Origin of the sequence: Frigoribacterium sp. CFBP 8759 (assembly GCF_014841655.1) — a bacterium.
Taxonomy (GTDB): domain Bacteria; phylum Actinomycetota; class Actinomycetes; order Actinomycetales; family Microbacteriaceae; genus Frigoribacterium.
In genome coordinates, this window is sequence record NZ_JACYUH010000003.1 from 158,903 (window position 1) to 177,097 (window position 18,195).

An 18,195-nucleotide genomic window follows, 5' to 3' on the forward strand; every position below is an offset into this window, starting at 1 on the left:
CGGGTGATCGATCCCCAGTTGCTTCGTGAATCCCCCGACCTCGTCAAGCAGAGCCAGCGGGCCCGGGGCGACTCCGAGTCGCTGGTCGACGACGCGGTGGCGGCCGACCAGGCCCGCCGCGCGGCGATCGCCGCCTTCGAAGACCTGCGCGCCGAGCAGAACGCCTTCGGCAAGACCGTCGCCAAGGCGCCGAAAGACGAGAAGAAGGCCCTGGTCGCGCAGGCGCAGCAGCTCGCCGCCCGCGTGAAGGAGGCGCAGGCCGCCTCGAACGAGGCCGATGCGGTCTTCGACGCGGCCGCGCGCGGCATCGGCAACCTGATCATCGACGGCGTGCCCTCGGGCGGCGAAGAGAACTTCGTGACGCTTCGTGAGTACGGCACCCGCCCCTCCTTCGACTTCGAGGCCCTCGACCACGCCGACCTCGGCGAGAAGCTCGGCGCGATCGACATCAAGCGCGGCACCAAGGTCTCGGGCTCGCGCTTCTACTTCCTGCGCGGCATCGGTGCCCGCCTCGAGCTCGGCCTGATGAACATGGCCCTCGACCTCGCCCTGCAGAACGACTTCACGCCGCTGATCACCCCGACGCTGGTGCGACCCGAGGTCATGGCCGGCACCGGGTTCCTGGGCTCCCACGCCGACGAGGTCTACCACCTGCCCGCCGACGACCTCTACCTGACCGGCACGAGCGAGGTCGCGCTCGCCGGCTACCACTCCGACGAGATCCTCGACGTCGAGGCGGGCCCGATCCGCTACGCCGGCTGGTCGACCTGCTATCGCCGCGAGGCCGGGGCCGCCGGCAAGGACAACCGGGGCATCCTGCGCGTGCACCAGTTCAACAAGCTCGAGATGTTCAGCTACGTGCACCCCGACCAGGCAGAGGCCGAGCACGACGCCCTCGTCGGGTTCCAGGAGAGCATGCTGCAGGCCCTCGGCCTCACCTACCGCGTCATCGACGTCGCCGCCGGCGACCTCGGTTCGAGCGCCGCACGCAAGTTCGACATCGAGGCCTGGGTGCCGACGCAGGGCACCTACCGCGAGCTGAGCAGCACGTCGAACTGCACCACCTTCCAGGCCCGCCGCCTCGACACCCGCTACCGCACCGAGAGCGGCAAGACGGCCCCCGTCGCGACGCTCAACGGCACCCTCGCGACCACGCGGTGGCTCGTCGCGATCCTCGAGACGCACCAGCAGGCCGACGGCTCGGTGGTCGTGCCCGAGGCGCTGCGCGGCTACCTCGGTGGCCTCGAGGTCATCGAGCCGGTCGCGTGAGCCAGGCCGCCGCCGCACCCCGGCCCGGCGACGAGCCCGTGGCCGCCGCCGACCGCTGGCTGGTCGCGCTCGACGTCGACGGCACGATCATGCCCGAGGACGGCACCATCTCCGAGGCCGTCCTCGGCGAGATCACGCGCCTCCACGACCAGGGCCACCAGGTCATGATCGCGACCGGACGATCGGTGTCGATGACGCTCCCCGTCATGGAGCGTCTCGGTCTCGTCTCGGACTACGTCGTCTGCGCGAACGGTGCGATCACCCTGGGCCGTGACGAGTCGGCCCCGACGGGGTACCGCCGCGTGCACGTCGAGGAGTTCGACCCGACCCAGGTGCTGTCGACGATCCGCGAGGCCCTGGCCGACGCGGGGGCCGGGTACGCCGTCGAAGACCAAGAGGGGCTGCTGCGGTACTGCGGGTCGTTCCCCGCCGCGGCGGCGGCACTGAACGCCGAGAAGGTCGAGTTCGACGACCTCGTCGGCCGGCCGGCGACCCGCGTGGTCGTCGTCTCGCCCGACCACGACACCGAGGACTTCCTCACAGCCGTCGAGCGCATGGGCCTCCAGCACGTGAACTACAACGTCGGCTGGACGGCCTGGCTCGACATCGCCCCGGACGGCGTCACGAAGGCGACCGCCCTCGAGCGCGTGCGGCAGTGGCTCGACGTGCCACGGTCGCAGGTCCTGGCCGCCGGCGACGGGCGCAACGACATCGACATGCTGCGTTGGGCCGCGGCCGAGGGTCGCGGGGTGGCCATGGGCCAGGCGCCCGACGACGTCGCCGCGGTGGCCAGCGAGCAGACGTCGAGCGACCTGGACGACGGGCTCGCCGAGGTGCTCGCGACGCTCTGAGCCGGTAGACTCGGCCCCGGTTGCCCGATGCGTGCATCCCGCCACGACATGAACACGACGCCACGTTTAGATGTGGTGCAGTGATCACATCGTGGCGGCGTAGCTCGCCCGGCCACCGGGAGGGCTGTCCGAGCGGCCGATGGAGCTTGTCTTGAAAACAAGTGGGCAGAGATGTCTCGTGGGTTCGAATCCCACGCCCTCCGCCAGTCGGGTTACGCGTTCCGCACCGCGCCCTGGAGGGCGCCGACCGGGCGGACGCGTCGCTGGCGCGCCGCGGGGTTCGAATCCCACGCCCTCCGCCAGTCGGGTCGCGCCTTCCGCAGATGACGCGACCCGTGCCTCCTAGGCCTTAGCGGCGGCGTAGGTCGCGAAGGCCTCGCCGATCAGGGTGCTGAGGTCGCGCCAGGTGGTGTCGTCGACCGAGACGGCGGCGTCGCCGTCGACGAAGCCCGCGTGCTTGTGCAGCACGTCCGAACCGACGGCCGGCAGCACGAAGAAGTCGCGGGTCCAGTCGTCGGTGTCGGCCATCACCGGCGCGCGGTACCAGTCGAGGTAGCCGTCGAAGACGTCGTTGCGCTCGTCGCCCTTGAGCCAGGTCTCGACGGAGTCCCGCCACGCGTCTCGGTTGGTCTCGCCGTTCATGTGGTCCTCCCGGGCCTGGTGCGCGCGCGGGAGCGTCCGCGACCGCCCGTCCAGTCTCCCAGGTCGGCCGCCGCGAGGGCCGCCGTGACGACCTCCTCGGGTGCCGTGCCCGGAACCCCGCCAGAGGCCCTCTCCGACCCCCGTGGCCCCCGAAGTGGAACGCTCCGTCCCCCCGAACAGGGACTGAACGCCGAGGCACCCCCGTGTTGCACTGATCGAGCCCCCCGTTGCGGTCCCGCACCGGTCGGCACCCCGGGTGGGCCGAACACCGCCCGGGCCCCTCGACACCAGGACCCCAGCCATGACCCACATGACCCCGACGACCCGCGCCGCCGTCGTCCTCGGCGTCGCCGTCGCCCTGACGGCCGGCCTCGCGGTCGCTCCCGCGCGAGCGCACGCGGCCCCCGTCGCCCCCTCGTCGACCTCGGTCACGGCCTCGCCGACCACGGCGTCGAGCCCGCCCGCACGGTCGTCCAAGTCGGCCGAGCGAGCCATCGCCGCCTTCACCTCGCGCGGGGAGCGCGGGTCGACCGGGTCGCCCGTGTCGCCCGACCCGGCCTCGACGTCGGTCCCGTCGGTCCCCACGGTGACGACGCCCGCCGCGGTCTCGCAGACCATCCGCACCACGCCCACCACGACGCTGTTCCGGGGCGGTCTGTACGTCGACCCCGCCGGTGAGGCGGCGCGCGCCGCGACCACGCTGACGTCCGAGGGCCGGACCGCCGAGGCCGCGGCGGCCCGCACGATCTCGAAGCAGCCGGTGGCGACCTGGCTCGGCAGCTGGCTGACCGACGCCCAGCTCGTGAAGAAGATCGACGGCACCGTCGCCGCCGCGGAGAAGGTAGGCGCGACCCCCTTGTTCGTCACGTACAACATCCCGAACCGTGACTGTGGCAGCCACTCGGCGGGTGGATCGGCCGACAACGCGGCGTACCTGCGCTGGAACTCCCTCGTCGCCTCGCGGCTGGCGGGCCACCGGGTCGTCGTGGTCGTCGAGCCCGACGCCCTCACGCTCATCAGCAACTGCCCCGAGCAGACGAGCGGGCGGGAGGCCACCATCGCCTCCGCGGTCGCGACCCTGGCGGACGCGGGCGTCCCCGCCTACCTCGACGCCGGCAACTCGAACTGGGTGCCGCCGCAGACCATGGCCGCGCGCCTCAAGGCGGCCGGTGTCGACCGCGCGCGCGGCTTCGCGACCAACGTGTCGAACTACTACCCGGTCGAATCCGAGCGTGCCTACGCCGAGAAGGTGTCGCTGGCGACGGGAGGCGCACGGTACGTGATCGACACGTCGCGCAACGGTCGCGGCTGGAAGGGCACGTGGTGCAACGCGCCCGGGGCCGGCCTGGGGGTCGTGCCCTCGGTGCAGACCGGCACGACGAAGCTCGACGCCCTGCTCTGGATCAAGACGCCCGGGGCGAGCGACGGCGAGTGCAACGGGGGACCGGCCGCCGGCAAGTGGCACGCCTCGTACGCCGTCCAGCTCGTCGCGAACCGTGCGACCGGCTGAGTCCCGGCAGCGGCCCAGGACCGCCTGGGTAGTATCTCCATCTGCCCGTACACCGAACGGTGCCCTTCTGCCCGCTCGATCCTCGAACGATCCCGAGGCCGCGCGAGCGAGGGTCGCCCTCGATGACCGAGAGGACACCGCGTGAGCGACCTTCGCGACCGATCCGGCCGTGGCCGACGAGCTGCCCGACCCGAGGCGACCGCCTCCGGACGCCGTTCCGCCCCCGCGACGACGGGAGTCGCCCGACACGGCCGGCTCAAGAGCGGAGGCGCGGTGCGGGCCGTCACGAAGGTGGTGGCCGCCTCGGTGGCCGTCCTGCTCGTGAGCGGAGCCTCGGTCGGCGCCATCGCGGCGTACCAGGTGCGCAGCGACCTCGGTGACGGGGTCGAGCTGCAGGCGGCCCAGGGCGAGACCACGAAGCCCGCTCCGCCGTCGATCAGCGAGTACGAAGGCGGCTTCAACATCCTCGTCGTCGGGACCGACAACGACGCCAGCCAGGACCAGGGGGCGTTCGGCGAGCGGGACGCGACCCTGAACGACGTCAACATCCTGCTCCACGTGTCGGCCGACCACACCAACGCGACCGCCGTCAGCATCCCCCGCGACATGGTCGTGCCGATCCCGTCGTGCGCGAAGGAGGACGGCTCGGGGTACTACTCGGCGATGTCGGCCCGACCCATCAACGAGGCCTACTCGTACGGCGGGCTGAGCTGCGTCGCCTCGACCGTCTCGAGCCTGACCGGTCTCGACATCCCCTTCGCGGGCATGATCTCGTTCAACGGCGTCATCGAGATGTCGAACGCCATCGGCGGCGTCCCCGTCTGTGCCGCCACGCCCATCAAGGACCGCTACACGGGTCTCGACATCCCGGCCGGCGAGACCGTGCTCTCGGGTGCCGACGCCCTGGCCTTCCTGCGCACCCGCCACGGCGTGGGCGACGGGTCCGACCTCGGCCGCATCAGCAGCCAGCAGGTCTACCTCTCGTCGCTGTTGCGGACGGTGAAGAGCGCCGACACCCTCAGCAACCCCACGAAGCTCTACTCGTTGGCCCGCGCCGCGGCGAGCAACATGACCCTGTCCGACCAGCTGACCAAGATCGACACCATGGTGCAGATCGGTCTCGCGCTCCGGGACCTGCCGCTCGACGCCGTCAACTTCGTCCAGTACCCCGGCACGACCGGAGGGTCGGGCGTCTACGAGAACAAGGTGCAGCCCGACGAGGCCGTGGCGACCCAGCTCTTCGACGCGATCGCGAACGACGTCCCGTTCTCGATCCCCGAGGGCAGCACCGGCATCGGCTCCGAGAACACCGGCACGGGTGACGGTTCGGCGGCGACCCAGGCCCCGGCCGCTCCGGCCGAGACGGCTGCTCCCGCCCAGACCGCTGCTCCGGCCGACACGGCGGCACCCACCGACCCGGGCGCGGGGGCGGCGACCACGCCTCCGACGACCGAGGTCATCGAGGGCCTCACCGGCCAGACGGCGGCCGACCAGACCTGCTCGGTGGCGTTCGGCTCGAACTAGGCGCTCCGCCGAGAAGTCGCCCCGGCGAGTAACCAGCTCGCCGGGACGACCGGTGACCTCAAGCGGCGGCCCGAACCGGCACGCATGAGAACCCCGCGATGCCGGGATCAGGGGTGCGGCACCGTGGGGGGTGTGGAGGCCGGCGTCGGTGCCGGCGGCGAGCCCCTCGGGCGCAGCCGTTCGGGTGCGGCGCTCGATGGTGGGGCACGTGACGCGGCGACCGTCGGGGGGCGTGTTCGGCAAGGGTGAACGGGCCCGTGCTGTCGGGCCCCGGCCCCTCGGCCGTCGTCGGCGTCAGGGGTACTCTATGTGTCGGCACAAATGCCGACAAGCCGATCACGCCCCCCAGAGCGGGTGGGGCACGGGTGGTTCTGTCCACGCCCGTCCCGGCCGGACGTCCGACCGGCGCCGGGCCCCGGTTCGGCATCTGGCCTCCGGGCCGCTATGCTTGTCCCTGCGCGTTCGCTTGCGAGCCGCATGGAGCCGTCGCATAGTTCGGCCTAGTGCACCACCCTGCTAAGGTGGAGTTCCCTTTGTGGGAACCGTGGGTTCAAATCCCACCGGCTCCGCGGAAAGCCACGTCGGTTCTCTCTCTCGCCAGAGATGTTCCGGGGTGGCTTTTCTTCTGCCCGCTCGAGGGCCCACCGACGTCGCCCGGCACGGGGCCTTCCCGCCCCGTCGCGCGTAGCGTGATCGGTGACGACGAGTCGTCTCGACTGCAGGGAGAACCACGGGTGAAACGCATCCACTACACCGACGAGTACCTGGTCACCGGCGACGCGATCGCGGCGGCCGTCGTCGAGTACGCGCGAGCGCTGGCGATGCAGAACAAGTCCGACATGGTCGACCTGCCCGGCATGGATCGTGGCGGGGTGCACCAGCGGTTCCAGGTGCTGCTCGGTCCCGCCAGCCAGATGCTGGTCTCCGAAGAGCAGACCGACGAGGCCGAGATCGACGACGACGCCCTGGTCGACGACATCGAGGGGCGCATCGGCCGCCTCCGCGGAATCGAGCCCCAGACCGCCGAAGCGGCCGAGCGCATCCCGCTCGACAGCGACGAGTTCTGAGCCTCCCGCACTGCCCGACGCCTGTCGTCCACCCCGTTGTCAACCCCCACGCTCGATCGGACGACCGACTAGCGTCGAGACCATGAGTCCCTCCGCGCCCGCGCGCTCGACCGACCCCATCGAGCCGGTCACCCTGGGAGGCGCGGGTCCGGTCGTCGGGACGGCCACCGCTCTCGTCGTCGAGGGGCTGCGGTCCCGTCCGGCGCCCTCGGTGGGCGACGCACTCGACCTCGCCGTCGAGCTCGGTCGACACGGGGCCCTGCCCGGACTGGGCTCGACGGCCGACCTCTGGCAGGCCCTGGCGACGCTCGCCGCGCACGATCTCGGAGCGGCGCGAGCGGCCGAACCGCACCTCGACGCCCTCGCCATCCTCGACCAGCACGCCGAGGCCGGCGCCGCGACCGCCATCGAGACCCTGTCCGACGAGGACGACGGCGACCGCTCCTCCGTCCCCCCGCGCGCTCGGACCGCCGACCCGTTCACCTGGGGCGTGTTCGCCGCCGAGGGGCCCGGCGTCCGTCTGATGGCGACCCGGGGCCCGGACGGGTCGGGTCCGTGGTCGCTGGCCGGCACGAAGCCCTGGTGCTCCCTGGCGGGCACCCTCGACGGCGCGCTCGTCACCGCCTGGGTCGGAGACGAGCGTCGGCTGTTCTCGGTCGACCTCCGTCAGGCGGGCGTGACCGTGACGGCGGACGCCTGGCACGCCAGGGGCCTCGTCGAGATCCCCTCCGGCCCGGTCGACTTCGACGACGTCGAGGCACGCGAGGTCGGCGCTCCCGGGTGGTACCTCGAGCGTCCCGGCTTCTCGTGGGGCGGGATCGGCGTCGCGGCGTGCTGGTACGGCGGCGCGGTCGGCGTGGCCCGCACGCTGCTGGCCGCGGCGGTGACCGCCTCGTCGCGCACGCCGGAGCGCCCTGCCGACCCGCACCTCCTGCAGGCCCTCGGCCTCGTCGACACGCGACTGGCCGACGCCCGCCGGGCGCTGGTCGAGGCCGCCGACCTCGTCGACGCCGGTGAGGCGACCGGTGACGCCGGGCGGCTGCTGGCCAAGCGCGTCCGCGGGACCGTCGCCCACGCCTGCGACGAGGTGCTCGCGCGGGCGTCTCGTGCCCTCGGCCCGGCCCCGCTCGCGACCGACGCGGCCCACGCCAAGCGCGTCGCCGACCTCGAGCTCTACCTCCGCCAGCACCACGGCGAACGCGACGACGCGTCGCTCGGCCAGACGGTCCTGCGTCGGGCCGTGGCCGACGGTCGTCCCACGTGGTGAGCTTCGACGGTCGCGCGCCGGGGACTCCGGTCGAGACCTGGGAGGCCGACCCGCGCCTCCTCGACCTGCCGCCGCTCGACGGCGCCGTCGTCCCGACCAGCGCGTCGAGCGTCGTCGTGCTGGCCGCCCACCCCGACGACGAGACCCTCGGCGCCGGCGGGCTCATCGCCCACGCGGCCGCCCGCGGCATCCCGGTCACGGTCGTCGTGGTGACCGACGGCGCGGCCTCGCACCCCGGCTCGACCACGAGCGCCGAGGACCTCGTCGCGACGCGGGCCGAGGAGGCGCGGGTCGCGGTCGACCTGCTGGGTCACGCCGTCGAGCTGGTGCACTGGAGCATCGCCGACGGGACGGTCCGCGAGGCCCGAGCCGAGATCACCGAGCGGCTGCGTCCCCTGATGCCCGGGCCCGGTGGCCTGCTCGTCGCGCCCTGGCGCGGCGACGGACATCGGGACCATCGCGTGCTCGGCGAGATCGCCGCCGAGCTGGCGGCCGAGGCGGACCAGGCCGGCACGACGGTGCTCGAGTACCCGATCTGGCTGTGGCACTGGGGTTCGCCCGACCATCCCGACGTGCCCTGGCCGTCCCTGCGGCTGTCGTCCCTGGACGCCGTCGCCGACGCCGCGAAGCGCTCGGCCCTCGCGGCGTACGTCTCGCAGCGCCGACCCCTCTCGACCGCACCCGAGGACGCACCCGTGCTGCACCCGGTGTTCGAGCGGCACTTCACCCGCGGGCGCGAGGTCTTCGTCGTGGCCGGGTCGCAGGCGGACGGCCAGGACGCGGGCGGCCAGGGCGCGGGCACTGCGGCGTCGGTCCCGGCGACCGAGGCGACGTTCGACCGGACGCACGCCCGCCGCGCCGACCCGTGGCGGGTCACGACGCGCTGGTACGAGCGCCGCAAGCGCGCCCTCACCGTGGCGTCGCTGCCGCGTGAGCGCTACGGCCGCGTGCTCGAGGTGGGCTGCTCGATCGGCGTGCTGACGGGCGACCTGGCCCCCGCGGCGGACCGCCTGCTGGCCCTCGACGTGTCGTCGGTCGCCGTGCAGGCCGCTCGCGAGCGGCTCGCGAACCTGCCGCACGTCACGGTCGAGCAGGCCGACGCCGCCGCCGACTACCCGTCGGGCACCTTCGACCTCGTCGTGCTCAGCGAGGTCGGCTACTACCTGGCCCCGGAGGCGTTCGGGCGGTTGGTGGACTCGATCGTCGACGGTCTGGCCGACGACGGCGACGTCGTGGCCTGCCACTGGACGCAGCCCGAGGGGGACTTCCGGCAGGGCGCGGACGACGTCCACGCCCGGCTGGGCGCCGACCCGCGCCTCCACCGGGTCTCGCACCACGTCGAGGGCGACTTCGTGCTCGACGTCTTCTCGCGCGACCCCCGGTCGGTCGCCCAGCGGACGGGCCTGCGATGAGCGACGCGCCCGCCCGACCGACCCCGGCCCCGGCCCCGACCCCGGCCCGCCCCGTGCGGGCCGTCGCGGTCGTCGTCCCCGCGCACGACGAGGAGGAACTCGTCTCGCGCGCCCTCGACGGCGTCGACGTCGCGCGGCGGCACACGGCCAGGACCCATCCGGAGGTGCGGGTCGTCGTCGTCCTCGTGGCCGACGCCTGCACCGACGGGACGGTGGCGGCCGCTCGTGCGCACGCCCGCGTGACCGTCGTCGAGATCGAGGCCCGCGGGGTCGGCGTCGCACGGGCCGTCGGCGTCGACGTCGCCCTGGACGAACTCGGCGCGCCCTCGGACGACCTGCCGCTCGACGCGGTGTGGCTCGCCTGCACCGACGCCGACTCGGTCGTGCCGCCGGGCTGGATCGACGACCAGCTCGACCGGGCCGCCTCGGGCGCCGACGTCGTGATCGGGACCGTGCGCCCGGACTTCGCCGACCTCTCGCCGCGGCAGATCGCGGCCTGGACGGCCCGGCACACGCCCGGACGGCCGAACGGTCACGTGCACGGCGCCAACCTCGGGGTGCGGGCGTCGTCGTACCGGTCCGTCGGCGGGTTCGCGCCCGTCGACCTGCACGAGGACAACGTCCTCGTCGACCGGCTGCGCGACGCCGGCGCGACACTCGTCGCCTCGGACGTCGGCGAGGTGCTGACCTCGGGACGGCGCGACGGACGCACGTCGGGCGGCTACGCCGGCTACCTCGCCGTGGACCTGCTGGCCTGACGAGGCCGGCACCGCGCCTCCTCGTCGCGAGCCCAGCGTGTCGCACCGCGTTTCGTGCACGGCACCGCGTCTCTACCCGGTGCCGTGCACGAAACGCGGTGCGGACCGGCTCAGGCGACGGGGCCGAAGCCCGTGCGGAAGCGTTCGAACGTCGTCGCCCAGTAGGCGCGGAGGGCGTCGACGCGTTCGTCGTCGGTGGTCGTGTCGACCCAGGGGTCGTAGACGCCGCGCAGCACGGCGATGACGGCACCCCAGGTCGAGTGGATCAGCAAGGACGTGGTCAGGTCGTCCCGCGAGGGGCCGACGGCCAGGCCGATCACGTCGCCGACGCGTTCGGTCATGGGGACGCCGACCGCGAGCACGTAGGGCAGCAGGGGTTCGTGCGTCCGCAGCAGGTGGCGGAGGCTGATCATGTAGTCCACGAGCTGGGTGTCGACGGCCGACAGCAGCAGCAGCTCGAGCAGGTCGATGTCGGTGCCCTGGAAGGACGCGAGCATCGACAGGTCGGAGGCGTCGACCGCCGCGCCCGCCTTGTTCAGGAGCACCGAGGCCACGGCGTCCTCCTTGCACGAGTAGTGGTTCGCGAAGGTGCGCCTCGAGTAACCGGCCAGAGCGGTGACGTCCTCGACGACGAAACCGTCGAAGCCCTTCTCGGTCGCCAGTCGGAAGGCCGCGTCGGCGAGCCCACGGCTCGTCGCCCGACGCTTCTCGTCGCGCCCGCCGACCGCTTCCGTGCCGAATCGGGTGAGGTCCCCACGCGCCGGAGTCTGCTGCATCGGACCATCGTGCCGGGGCTTCCTGAGAATTTCCATGCCCAATGGGCAACGGAGCCTCCGGATCGCGTATCCTGCAAGAGTCCGATTCGGGTCGGACGGCCTCGAGAGGCACCAGGCACACAACCCCCTGTGAGATCGCGCAGGGTCGCGTCGGGTGCGACCCTCCAGCTGAACCACGGAGGGGGCCAGGTCCCCTCGAGACACACGCCTCGTGGCCCCCGTGGTCACGGGGCGTTCCCGTGTGCCCGGCGGGTGGTCCCCGTCCGGCACGCTCGGGTCCGCAGGGGTGACAGGCTGAGCCCATGAAGCGAGGGCGGTTGCGGGTGGTGCTGGGGGCGGCGCCCGGCGTGGGCAAGACGTACACGATGCTCGAAGAAGGGGCACGGTTGCGATCCGAAGGGGTCGACGTCGTCGTGGCCGTCGTCGAGACGCACGGCCGGCGGGCGACCTCGGCGCTGGTCGGCGACCTCGAGGTCGTGCCCCGCCGAGCGGTCGTCCACCGCGGCGTCGCGCTGGACGAACTCGACCTGGAGGCGGTGCTCGCGCGGGCACCGCAGCTCGCGCTGGTCGACGAGCTCGCCCACACGAACGCCCCCGGCTCCACCCACGAGAAGCGGTGGCAGGACGTCGAGGCCCTGCTCGTCGCCGGCATCGACGTCGTCTCGACCGTCAACGTCCAGCACGTCGACTCGCTCACCGACGTGGTCGAGCGCATCACCGGGGCGACGCAGCGCGAGACGGTGCCCGACGCCGTGCTGCGGGCGGCCGACCAGGTGGAGCTCGTCGACCTCGCCCCGCAGGCCCTCCGGGACCGACTGGCCGAGGGCGTCGTCTACCCGGCCGACCGGGTCGACGCGGCGCTCTCGAACTTCTTCCGCCTCGGCAACCTGACGGCCCTCCGCGAGCTGGCGCTGCTCTGGCTGGCCGACGAGGTGGACAGCGCGCTGAAGGCGTACCGCGACGAGCACGGCATCGACAGCACCTGGGAGGCCCGGGAGCGCGTCGTCGTCGCCCTGACCGGCGGCCCCGAGGGCGAGACGCTGATCCGACGGGGTGCCCGCATCGCCGCCCGGTCCTCCGGAGGGGAACTCGTCGCCGTGCACGTCAGTGCGCAGGACGGTCTCCGGCAGGGAGCGCCGGGTGCCCTGGCGGCGCAGCGGGCCCTGGTCGAGAAGCTCGGCGGCACGTACCACCAGGTCGTCGGCTCGGACGTTCCCCGCGCGCTCGTCGCCTTCGCCCGCGGGGTGAACGCCTCGCAACTCGTCATCGGCGTCAGCCGACGGGGGCGCCTGGCCGCGGCGTTGACCGGGCCCGGCATCGGCTCGACGGTGATCCGCGAGTCGGGACGCATCGACGTGCACATCGTCACCCACTCCTCGGCCGGACGCGACCGGGTGCTGCCGCGACTCGGCGGGGCCTTGTCGCGACGCCGCGTGATCGCCGGGTTCGTGCTCGCCCTCGTGGCCGGGCCGCTGCTGACCGGGCTGCTCGCCGGGCACCGCTCGGAGGACGGCATCGCGGGCACCGTGCTGGTCTTCCAGCTGCTGGTCGTGGTGGTCGCCGTCACGGGCGGCATCTGGCCGGCCCTGCTCGCGGCGCTGCTCTCGGGCGTGACGCTCGACCTGTTCTTCATCGCGCCGATCTACCAGCTGACCATCGCCGAGCCGCTGCACCTGGCGGCACTCGTGCTGTACGTGCTCAACGCCGCGATCGTCAGCTACGTGGTCGACCAGGCCGCACGACGCAGCCGTGCCGCCGCCCGGGCGCTCGCCGAGACCGAGCTGCTCGCCACGGTCGCGGGGAGCGTGCTGCGCGGCCAGGACGCCCTGCAGGCCCTGATCGGCCGCACCCGCGAGGCCCTGGGCATGACCCGGGTGCGCGTCGTCCAGGGCGGGGTCGAGATCGGGGAGGCGCGGCTCGCCGACGACGGCCGTCCCGGAGCCGGGTCCCCGGCCGGGACCACCACGTCGATCGCCGCGGGCGCCGACGCGACCCTCGAGCTGACCGGACCCGAACTGCAGGCGGCCGACCGGCGCCTCCTGGACGTCGTCGCGGCGCAGGTCGAGGCGGCCCTCGAGCACTCCGAGCTGAGCCGGGCCGCAGGTCAGGTCGCCCCGCTCGCCGAGGTCGACCGCATGCGCAGCGCCCTGCTCGCCGCCGTCGGTCACGACCTGCGTCGCCCGCTGGCCGCCGCGACGGCCGCCGTCAGCGGACTGCGGCAGACCGACGTCGCCTGGAGCGACTCCGACCGGGACGAGCTGCTGTCCACCGCCCACGAGAGCCTCGACTCGCTCTCGACCCTGGTCACCGACCTGCTCGACGTCAGCCGCGTGCAGGCCGGGGCCCTCGCCGTGACGCCCGCGGACGTCGACGTCGACGAGGTCGTGCTCGGCGCCCTCGACGAGCTCGGCCTCGGGCCGGCCGACGTCGAGCTCGCGCTGCGGGCGACGGTGCCGCCCGTGCGGGCCGACGCCGTGCTGTTGCAGCGCGTGGTCGTCAACCTGCTCGACAACGCCCTGCGCCACTCGCCGCCGGACGCGAGCGTCCGCATCTCGACGAGCGCCTTCGGCGACCGGGTCGAGCTGCGGGTCGTGGACCGCGGCCCCGGGGTCCCGGTCGAACGGCGGGACGAGATCCTCGTCGCGTTCCAGCGGCTGGGCGACACCGACAACGGCACGGGCCTCGGGCTCGGGCTGGCGCTCAGCAAGGGCTTCGTCGAGGCGATGGGCGGCACGCTCGCACTCGACGACACCCCCGGCGGCGGGTTGACCATGGTGGTCGGGCTGCCGGTGGTGCCCGGGCCGGGCGGGGCAGGCGAGGCCGGGCGAGGCGGGGCAGGCGAGGCCGATCGGGTACGGTCGGCCACGTGAGCGCCGTGAAGATCCTGATCGCCGACGACGACCCGCAGATCCTGCGGGCGCTCAAGGTGACCCTCGGGGCGCGCGGTTACGACGTCGTCACGGCCGCCGACGGGCGGGAGGCGCTCGACCTCGCGGCGAGCCGGCACCCCGACCTCGTCATGCTCGACCTCGGCATGCCCCACCTCGACGGGGTCGAGGTGATCACCGGCCTGCGCGGCTGGTCGACCGTGCCGATCCTCGTCGTGTCGGGCCGCACCGACGCCGCCGACAAGGTCGAGGCGTTGGACGCGGGCGCCGACGACTACGTCACGAAGCCCTTCTCGATGGACGAGCTGCTCGCCCGCATCCGGGCGCAGACCCGCCGGTTGCCGTCGGGCACCGACGACGAGCAGCCCGTGGTCACGTTCGGCGACGTGCAGGTCGACCTCGCGGCGAAGACCGTGGTCCGTCGTCCGGGCGGCAGCACGGGCGGCGGCCCAGGTGCGGGCGGTGCCGCGGGTGCGGGCGGCGGCGCGGGTGCGGGCAGCGGCGCGGGCAGCGGCGGCACGGCCGTCCGGCTGACGCCGACCGAGTGGAAGATCCTCGAGCTGTTGCTGCACAGCCCCGACAAGCTGATCACGCGCGAGACCATCCTGACCGAGGTCTGGGGCCCCTTCCACGCGAAGGACACCGGTTACCTGAGGCTCTACTTCGCGCAACTCCGCAAGAAGCTCGAACCCATGCCGGCCGCACCGCGACACCTCGTCACGGTGCTCGGCATGGGCTACCGCTTCGTGCCCGACGCCGGGGCAGAGGTCGTCGAGGAGGCGTGACCGCGGTCGCCGTCGGGATCCTCACGGTTTCCTAACGCTGGACGTCACCACCGGGAGGCGCACGAGGCCTAACGTTGCAGGGCGCGTGCCCGCCTCCCGGTCGGTGCGCCCCGCACGTCCGAGAGGAACCCGTGTCCGCGCAGCCCGAGTCACCCGCCAGGGTCGCACCGCCGACCCCGCACCCGACCACGCGACGGATGCGGAGCTGGCTGCTGCACGGCCTCACCGAGACCGCGGGGACGCACCAGGGTCCGCACGCCGAGACCCCGGAGAAGACGCACTCGTGGTGGCGGGTGATGTGCCTGACCGGCGTCGACTACTTCTCGACCCTCGGGTACCAACCGGCCATCGCGGCCGTCGCGGCGGGGCTGCTCTCGCCCCTCGCGACCATCGTGCTGGTGCTGCTGACGCTGTTCGGCGCGCTCCCCGTCTACCGCCGCGTCGCCCGCGAGAGCCCGCGCGGCGAGGGCTCGATCGCGATGCTCGAGCGCCTGCTGCCCTGGTGGGGCGGCAAGCTGTTCGTCCTCGTCCTGCTCGGCTTCGCCGCCACGGACTTCATGATCACCATCACCCTGTCGGCGGCCGACGCCACGGCGCACGCCGTCGAGAACCCGTTCGCCCCGTCGTGGTTCCACGGGGCCGAGGTGCCGCTGACGCTGGTGTTGGTCGCGTTGCTCGCCGCCGTCTTCCTGCGGGGCTTCCGCGAGGCGATCGGCATCGCGGTCGTGCTCGTCGCGATCTTCCTGACGCTCAACCTCGTCGTCATCGCCGTGTCGCTCTTCCACATCGGCGAGAACCCGGTGGTCATCGGCAACTGGTGGGAAGCGCTGACCGTGCAGCACGGCAACCCGTTCGTCATGGTCGGCATCGCCCTGATCGTCTTCCCGAAGCTGGCCCTCGGCCTGTCGGGCTTCGAGACCGGGGTGGCCGTCATGCCCCAGATCACCGGCGACCCGACCGACACCCCGGCCAAGCCGGTGGGACGCATCCGCGGGGCCCGTCGCCTGCTCGCCACGGCCGCGATCATCATGAGCTCGTTCCTGATCCTGTCGAGCTTCGTCACCACGCTCTTGATCCCCCAGGCCGAGTTCCAGGCCGGCGGGTCGGCCAACGGCCGAGCCCTGGCGTTCCTGGCGCACCAGTACCTCGGCGACGGCTTCGGCACGCTCTACGACGTCAGCACCATCTGCATCCTGTGGTTCGCCGGGGCGTCGGCCATGGCCGGGCTGCTCAACCTCGTGCCGCGCTACCTGCCGCGCTACGGCATGGCGCCGCAGTGGGCCCGGGCCGTCCGTCCCCTCGTGCTGGTCTTCACGGTGATCGCCTTCGTCATCACCATCGTGTTCGAGGCGGACGTCGACGCCCAGGGCGGGGCCTACGCGACGGGGGTCCTCGTGTTGATCACCAGCGCCTCCGTGGCCGTGACGCTGTCGGCACGACGCGCGCGCCAGCGGAAGCGCACGATCGGCTTCGGCGTCGTCGCCCTCGTGTTCGTCTACACGACCATCACCAACGTCGTCGAGCGTCCCGACGGCGTGCGCATCGCCGCGATCTTCATCATCGGGATCATCGCGGTGTCGCTCGTCTCGCGCGTGCAACGCTCGTTCCAGCTGCGGGCGACCTCGGTCACCCTGGACGACACCGCGCTCGCGTACGTGCGCGAGGACGCCGACGAGTACGGCACGATCCGCGTCATCGCCCACGAGCCGGGGCGCGAGGTCGCCGAGATCTACAAGAAGAAGCTGACGGCCGAGCGGAAGTACAGCGGCATCCCGCAGCGCTCGCCGGTCATCTTCCTCGAGGTGCACAAGGGGGACTCGTCGAACTTCGAGGAGGACCTCGTCGTGACGGGGCACGCGCTGCACGGCTACCGGGTGCTGCGCACGACGAGCGGCGCGGTGCCGAACGCCGTGGCCAGCGTGCTGCTGGCGATCCGCGACGAGACCGGCGTCGTGCCCGACATCTACTTCGAGTGGACCGAGGGCAACCCGCTGTCCAACATGGGGCGGTTCTTCCTGACCGGGGTGGGCGAGGTCGCACCGGTGACCCGCGAGGTGCTGCGCCGGGCCGAGCCCTCGCGCAGCCGCCGCCCCGACGTGCACGTCAGCTAGCCGCCCCTGCCCTGACCCTCTGCACGCGCGCGAACCCCGTTTGCGAAGATGAACCCCGTTTGAACGGGGTTCACCTTCGTGAACGGGGTTCATCCGGACGCCCCGACGAAGCGCCGTCGAGCGACCCGCGCAGCGTCCGTCACCCGACGTGGATCGATGAGGACGTCGGCCGCCCGGAGGAGTTCGACCAGCCTCTCCGGGAACACCAGGTCGGCGTATTCGCAGTGCACCACGTGACGGATCTCGGGATGGCGCAGGAGGCGGCGGTCGCGACGTCCCCGCAGCCTGATGACCTCTGCGGGAGTCCGTCCGGCGAGGATCTCGGGGTCGGTGAGCTTGATGTGCCCGTCGAACTCGACCGCGACGCCGGAGGTCCGGAGGAAGACGTCGCAGCGTCCGAGGAACCGGTCGCCGAGGATGAAGGTCTTCTGCAACTCGACCGACGACAAACCCAGTTCGAACAGCACGACGCGCAGGAGGGATTCACCTCCGTTCTCGGCCCACGCGGACGAGAACTCGACGGCGCGACGGGCCATCCGTCCGCCCGGGTGTGAGGACGGGCCCAGTCGGGACATGAGTCGCATGCGTCGGCGGAGGAACTCGGCCTCGACGGCAGCGCCCGTCCGGTGTCCGTCGGGCAGGACCAGGCGGCGCAGGACGGCGTCGACACACAGCACGGCATCGCCGAACGAGGCGCTCCGAGCCACGTCGACGGCGGTCCGCTCGAGGCTCGTGAGCCACACTCCGTGGAGTTCGTCGCGGTCGGCCGCCTGAACCGAGCCGGGGCGTCGCAGGAGGTCGGTCGAACGCCTCGTGGTCGTCCGCCGAGGATCGATGACGGTCACCACGTCCGCGTAGGCGTCGTGGACCCGCGGCAGACCCCACAGGGCCGCGGCCGAGTCGTGGGAGACCGTGCACCGTCGGTCCAGCCCTCGGGTGACCGCCCTGGTCAGGACGACGTGCCGCCCTCGCGCGTCGAGGTCGTCCCAGTCGGCGGCGACGGCGTAGGTGCCCCGATGGACGCGGACCAGCGATCCCCGCCGCGCCTCGAGCTGCAGGCGTCGCGCCTCGCGCGTCGTGCCCCCGTGGGTCGAGGTGAAGACGAGCGGGCAGAGGTGGGGCGCGGTGCCGGTCATGGGGCGAGCGTGACGGACGGCGCCCGACCCGCCTGATCCGCGCCTCCTCGCCTGGGGGCGGTGGGAGCTCGCTCCCGGCGTGTGGGGGAGGCGTGGTCGTCCTCGACACGAGGCCATGAACCCCGTTCACGAAGTTGAACCACGCGAAAACGGGGTTCATCTTCGTGAACGGGGTTCATGGCGGGGAGGGCCGGGCAGG

The 18,195-nt window shown here is 72.9% G+C and carries 14 protein-coding genes and 2 tRNA genes; 13 read left to right on the forward strand and 3 right to left on the reverse strand.

Annotation, left to right across the window (positions count from 1 at the left end; all coding sequences use genetic code 11):
- Window positions 1–3: 3 nt before the first annotated feature.
- The 3 genes from serS (at window position 4) to IFT79_RS10855 (ending at window position 2,326) form a co-directional block, all read left to right on the forward strand.
- The gene (serS, locus tag IFT79_RS10845; protein WP_192124171.1) at window positions 4–1,269 is read left to right on the forward strand and encodes a serine--tRNA ligase; all 1,266 of its coding nucleotides are present in this window, start codon (window positions 4–6) and stop codon (window positions 1,267–1,269) included.
- The gene (locus IFT79_RS10850) at window positions 1,266–2,120 is read left to right on the forward strand and encodes an HAD family hydrolase (protein WP_236556913.1); all 855 of its coding nucleotides are present in this window, start codon (window positions 1,266–1,268) and stop codon (window positions 2,118–2,120) included. Before serS ends, IFT79_RS10850 begins: the two co-directional genes overlap by 4 nt.
- A gap of 118 nt (window positions 2,121–2,238) precedes the next feature.
- Window positions 2,239–2,326: transfer RNA gene (locus IFT79_RS10855), tRNA-Ser, on the forward strand.
- A gap of 136 nt (window positions 2,327–2,462) precedes the next feature.
- Here the strand turns inward: IFT79_RS10855 and IFT79_RS10860 are convergent.
- On the reverse strand, window positions 2,463–2,762 hold the full coding sequence (locus tag IFT79_RS10860; protein ID WP_056047292.1) for a hypothetical protein: 300 nt from the start codon (window positions 2,760–2,762) through the stop codon (window positions 2,463–2,465).
- A 301-nt stretch (window positions 2,763–3,063) separates the two neighbouring features.
- Between IFT79_RS10860 and IFT79_RS10865 the strand changes: the two genes are divergently transcribed.
- The 7 genes from IFT79_RS10865 to IFT79_RS10895 all read left to right on the forward strand — a co-directional run bounded on the left by IFT79_RS10865 (window position 3,064) and on the right by IFT79_RS10895 (window position 10,300).
- Entirely contained in the window at window positions 3,064–4,272 is a 1,209-nt protein-coding gene (locus IFT79_RS10865; protein ID WP_173151893.1) for a glycoside hydrolase family 6 protein, read from the forward strand.
- Window positions 4,273–4,413: 141 nt separating this feature from the next.
- Window positions 4,414–5,796, forward strand: coding sequence for an LCP family glycopolymer transferase (locus IFT79_RS10870; RefSeq protein ID WP_173151891.1), 1,383 nt, complete (start codon window positions 4,414–4,416; stop codon window positions 5,794–5,796).
- 479 nt (window positions 5,797–6,275) lie between these two features.
- Window positions 6,276–6,365: transfer RNA gene (locus IFT79_RS10875), tRNA-Ser, on the forward strand.
- A 165-nt stretch (window positions 6,366–6,530) separates the two neighbouring features.
- On the forward strand, window positions 6,531–6,863 hold the full coding sequence (locus tag IFT79_RS10880) for a hypothetical protein (protein WP_159825077.1): 333 nt from the start codon (window positions 6,531–6,533) through the stop codon (window positions 6,861–6,863).
- A gap of 82 nt (window positions 6,864–6,945) precedes the next feature.
- Complete coding sequence (locus IFT79_RS10885; RefSeq protein WP_249407981.1) at window positions 6,946–8,130, forward strand: acyl-CoA dehydrogenase family protein; 1,185 nt, start codon at window positions 6,946–6,948, stop codon at window positions 8,128–8,130.
- Entirely contained in the window at window positions 8,124–9,542 is a 1,419-nt protein-coding gene (locus IFT79_RS10890; protein WP_192124173.1) for a PIG-L family deacetylase, read from the forward strand. Before IFT79_RS10885 ends, IFT79_RS10890 begins: the two co-directional genes overlap by 7 nt.
- Window positions 9,539–10,300 carry a glycosyltransferase gene (locus IFT79_RS10895; protein ID WP_192124175.1) on the forward strand — a complete coding sequence of 254 codons (762 nt, stop codon included), beginning with the start codon at window positions 9,539–9,541 and terminating at the stop codon, window positions 10,298–10,300. The genes IFT79_RS10890 and IFT79_RS10895 overlap by 4 nt, the downstream gene beginning before the upstream one ends.
- 110 nt (window positions 10,301–10,410) lie before the next feature.
- Here the strand turns inward: IFT79_RS10895 and IFT79_RS10900 are convergent, their stop codons facing one another.
- Entirely contained in the window at window positions 10,411–11,076 is a 666-nt protein-coding gene (locus IFT79_RS10900) for a TetR family transcriptional regulator (RefSeq protein ID WP_173151885.1), read from the reverse strand.
- Between the two features lie 302 nt (window positions 11,077–11,378).
- Between IFT79_RS10900 and IFT79_RS10905 the strand changes: the two genes are divergently transcribed.
- The 3 genes from IFT79_RS10905 (at window position 11,379) to IFT79_RS10915 (ending at window position 16,860) form a co-directional block, all read left to right on the forward strand.
- Window positions 11,379–13,946 carry an ATP-binding protein gene (locus tag IFT79_RS10905; protein WP_192124176.1) on the forward strand — a complete coding sequence of 856 codons (2,568 nt, stop codon included), beginning with the start codon at window positions 11,379–11,381 and terminating at the stop codon, window positions 13,944–13,946.
- A 5-nt stretch (window positions 13,947–13,951) separates the two neighbouring features.
- Window positions 13,952–14,749: a response regulator gene (locus IFT79_RS10910; protein WP_192124764.1), complete on the forward strand. Its 798-nt coding sequence runs from the start codon at window positions 13,952–13,954 to the stop codon at window positions 14,747–14,749.
- 197 nt (window positions 14,750–14,946) lie between these two features.
- The gene (locus IFT79_RS10915; protein ID WP_123571946.1) at window positions 14,947–16,860 is read left to right on the forward strand and encodes an APC family permease; all 1,914 of its coding nucleotides are present in this window, start codon (window positions 14,947–14,949) and stop codon (window positions 16,858–16,860) included.
- Window positions 16,861–16,949: 89 nt separating this feature from the next.
- Here IFT79_RS10915 and IFT79_RS10920 read toward each other — a convergent pair whose 3' ends face one another.
- A complete protein-coding gene (locus IFT79_RS10920) occupies window positions 16,950–17,996 on the reverse strand; it encodes a hypothetical protein (RefSeq protein ID WP_192124177.1) in 1,047 nt (348 codons plus the stop codon).
- Between the last annotated feature and the right edge of the window lie 199 nt (window positions 17,997–18,195).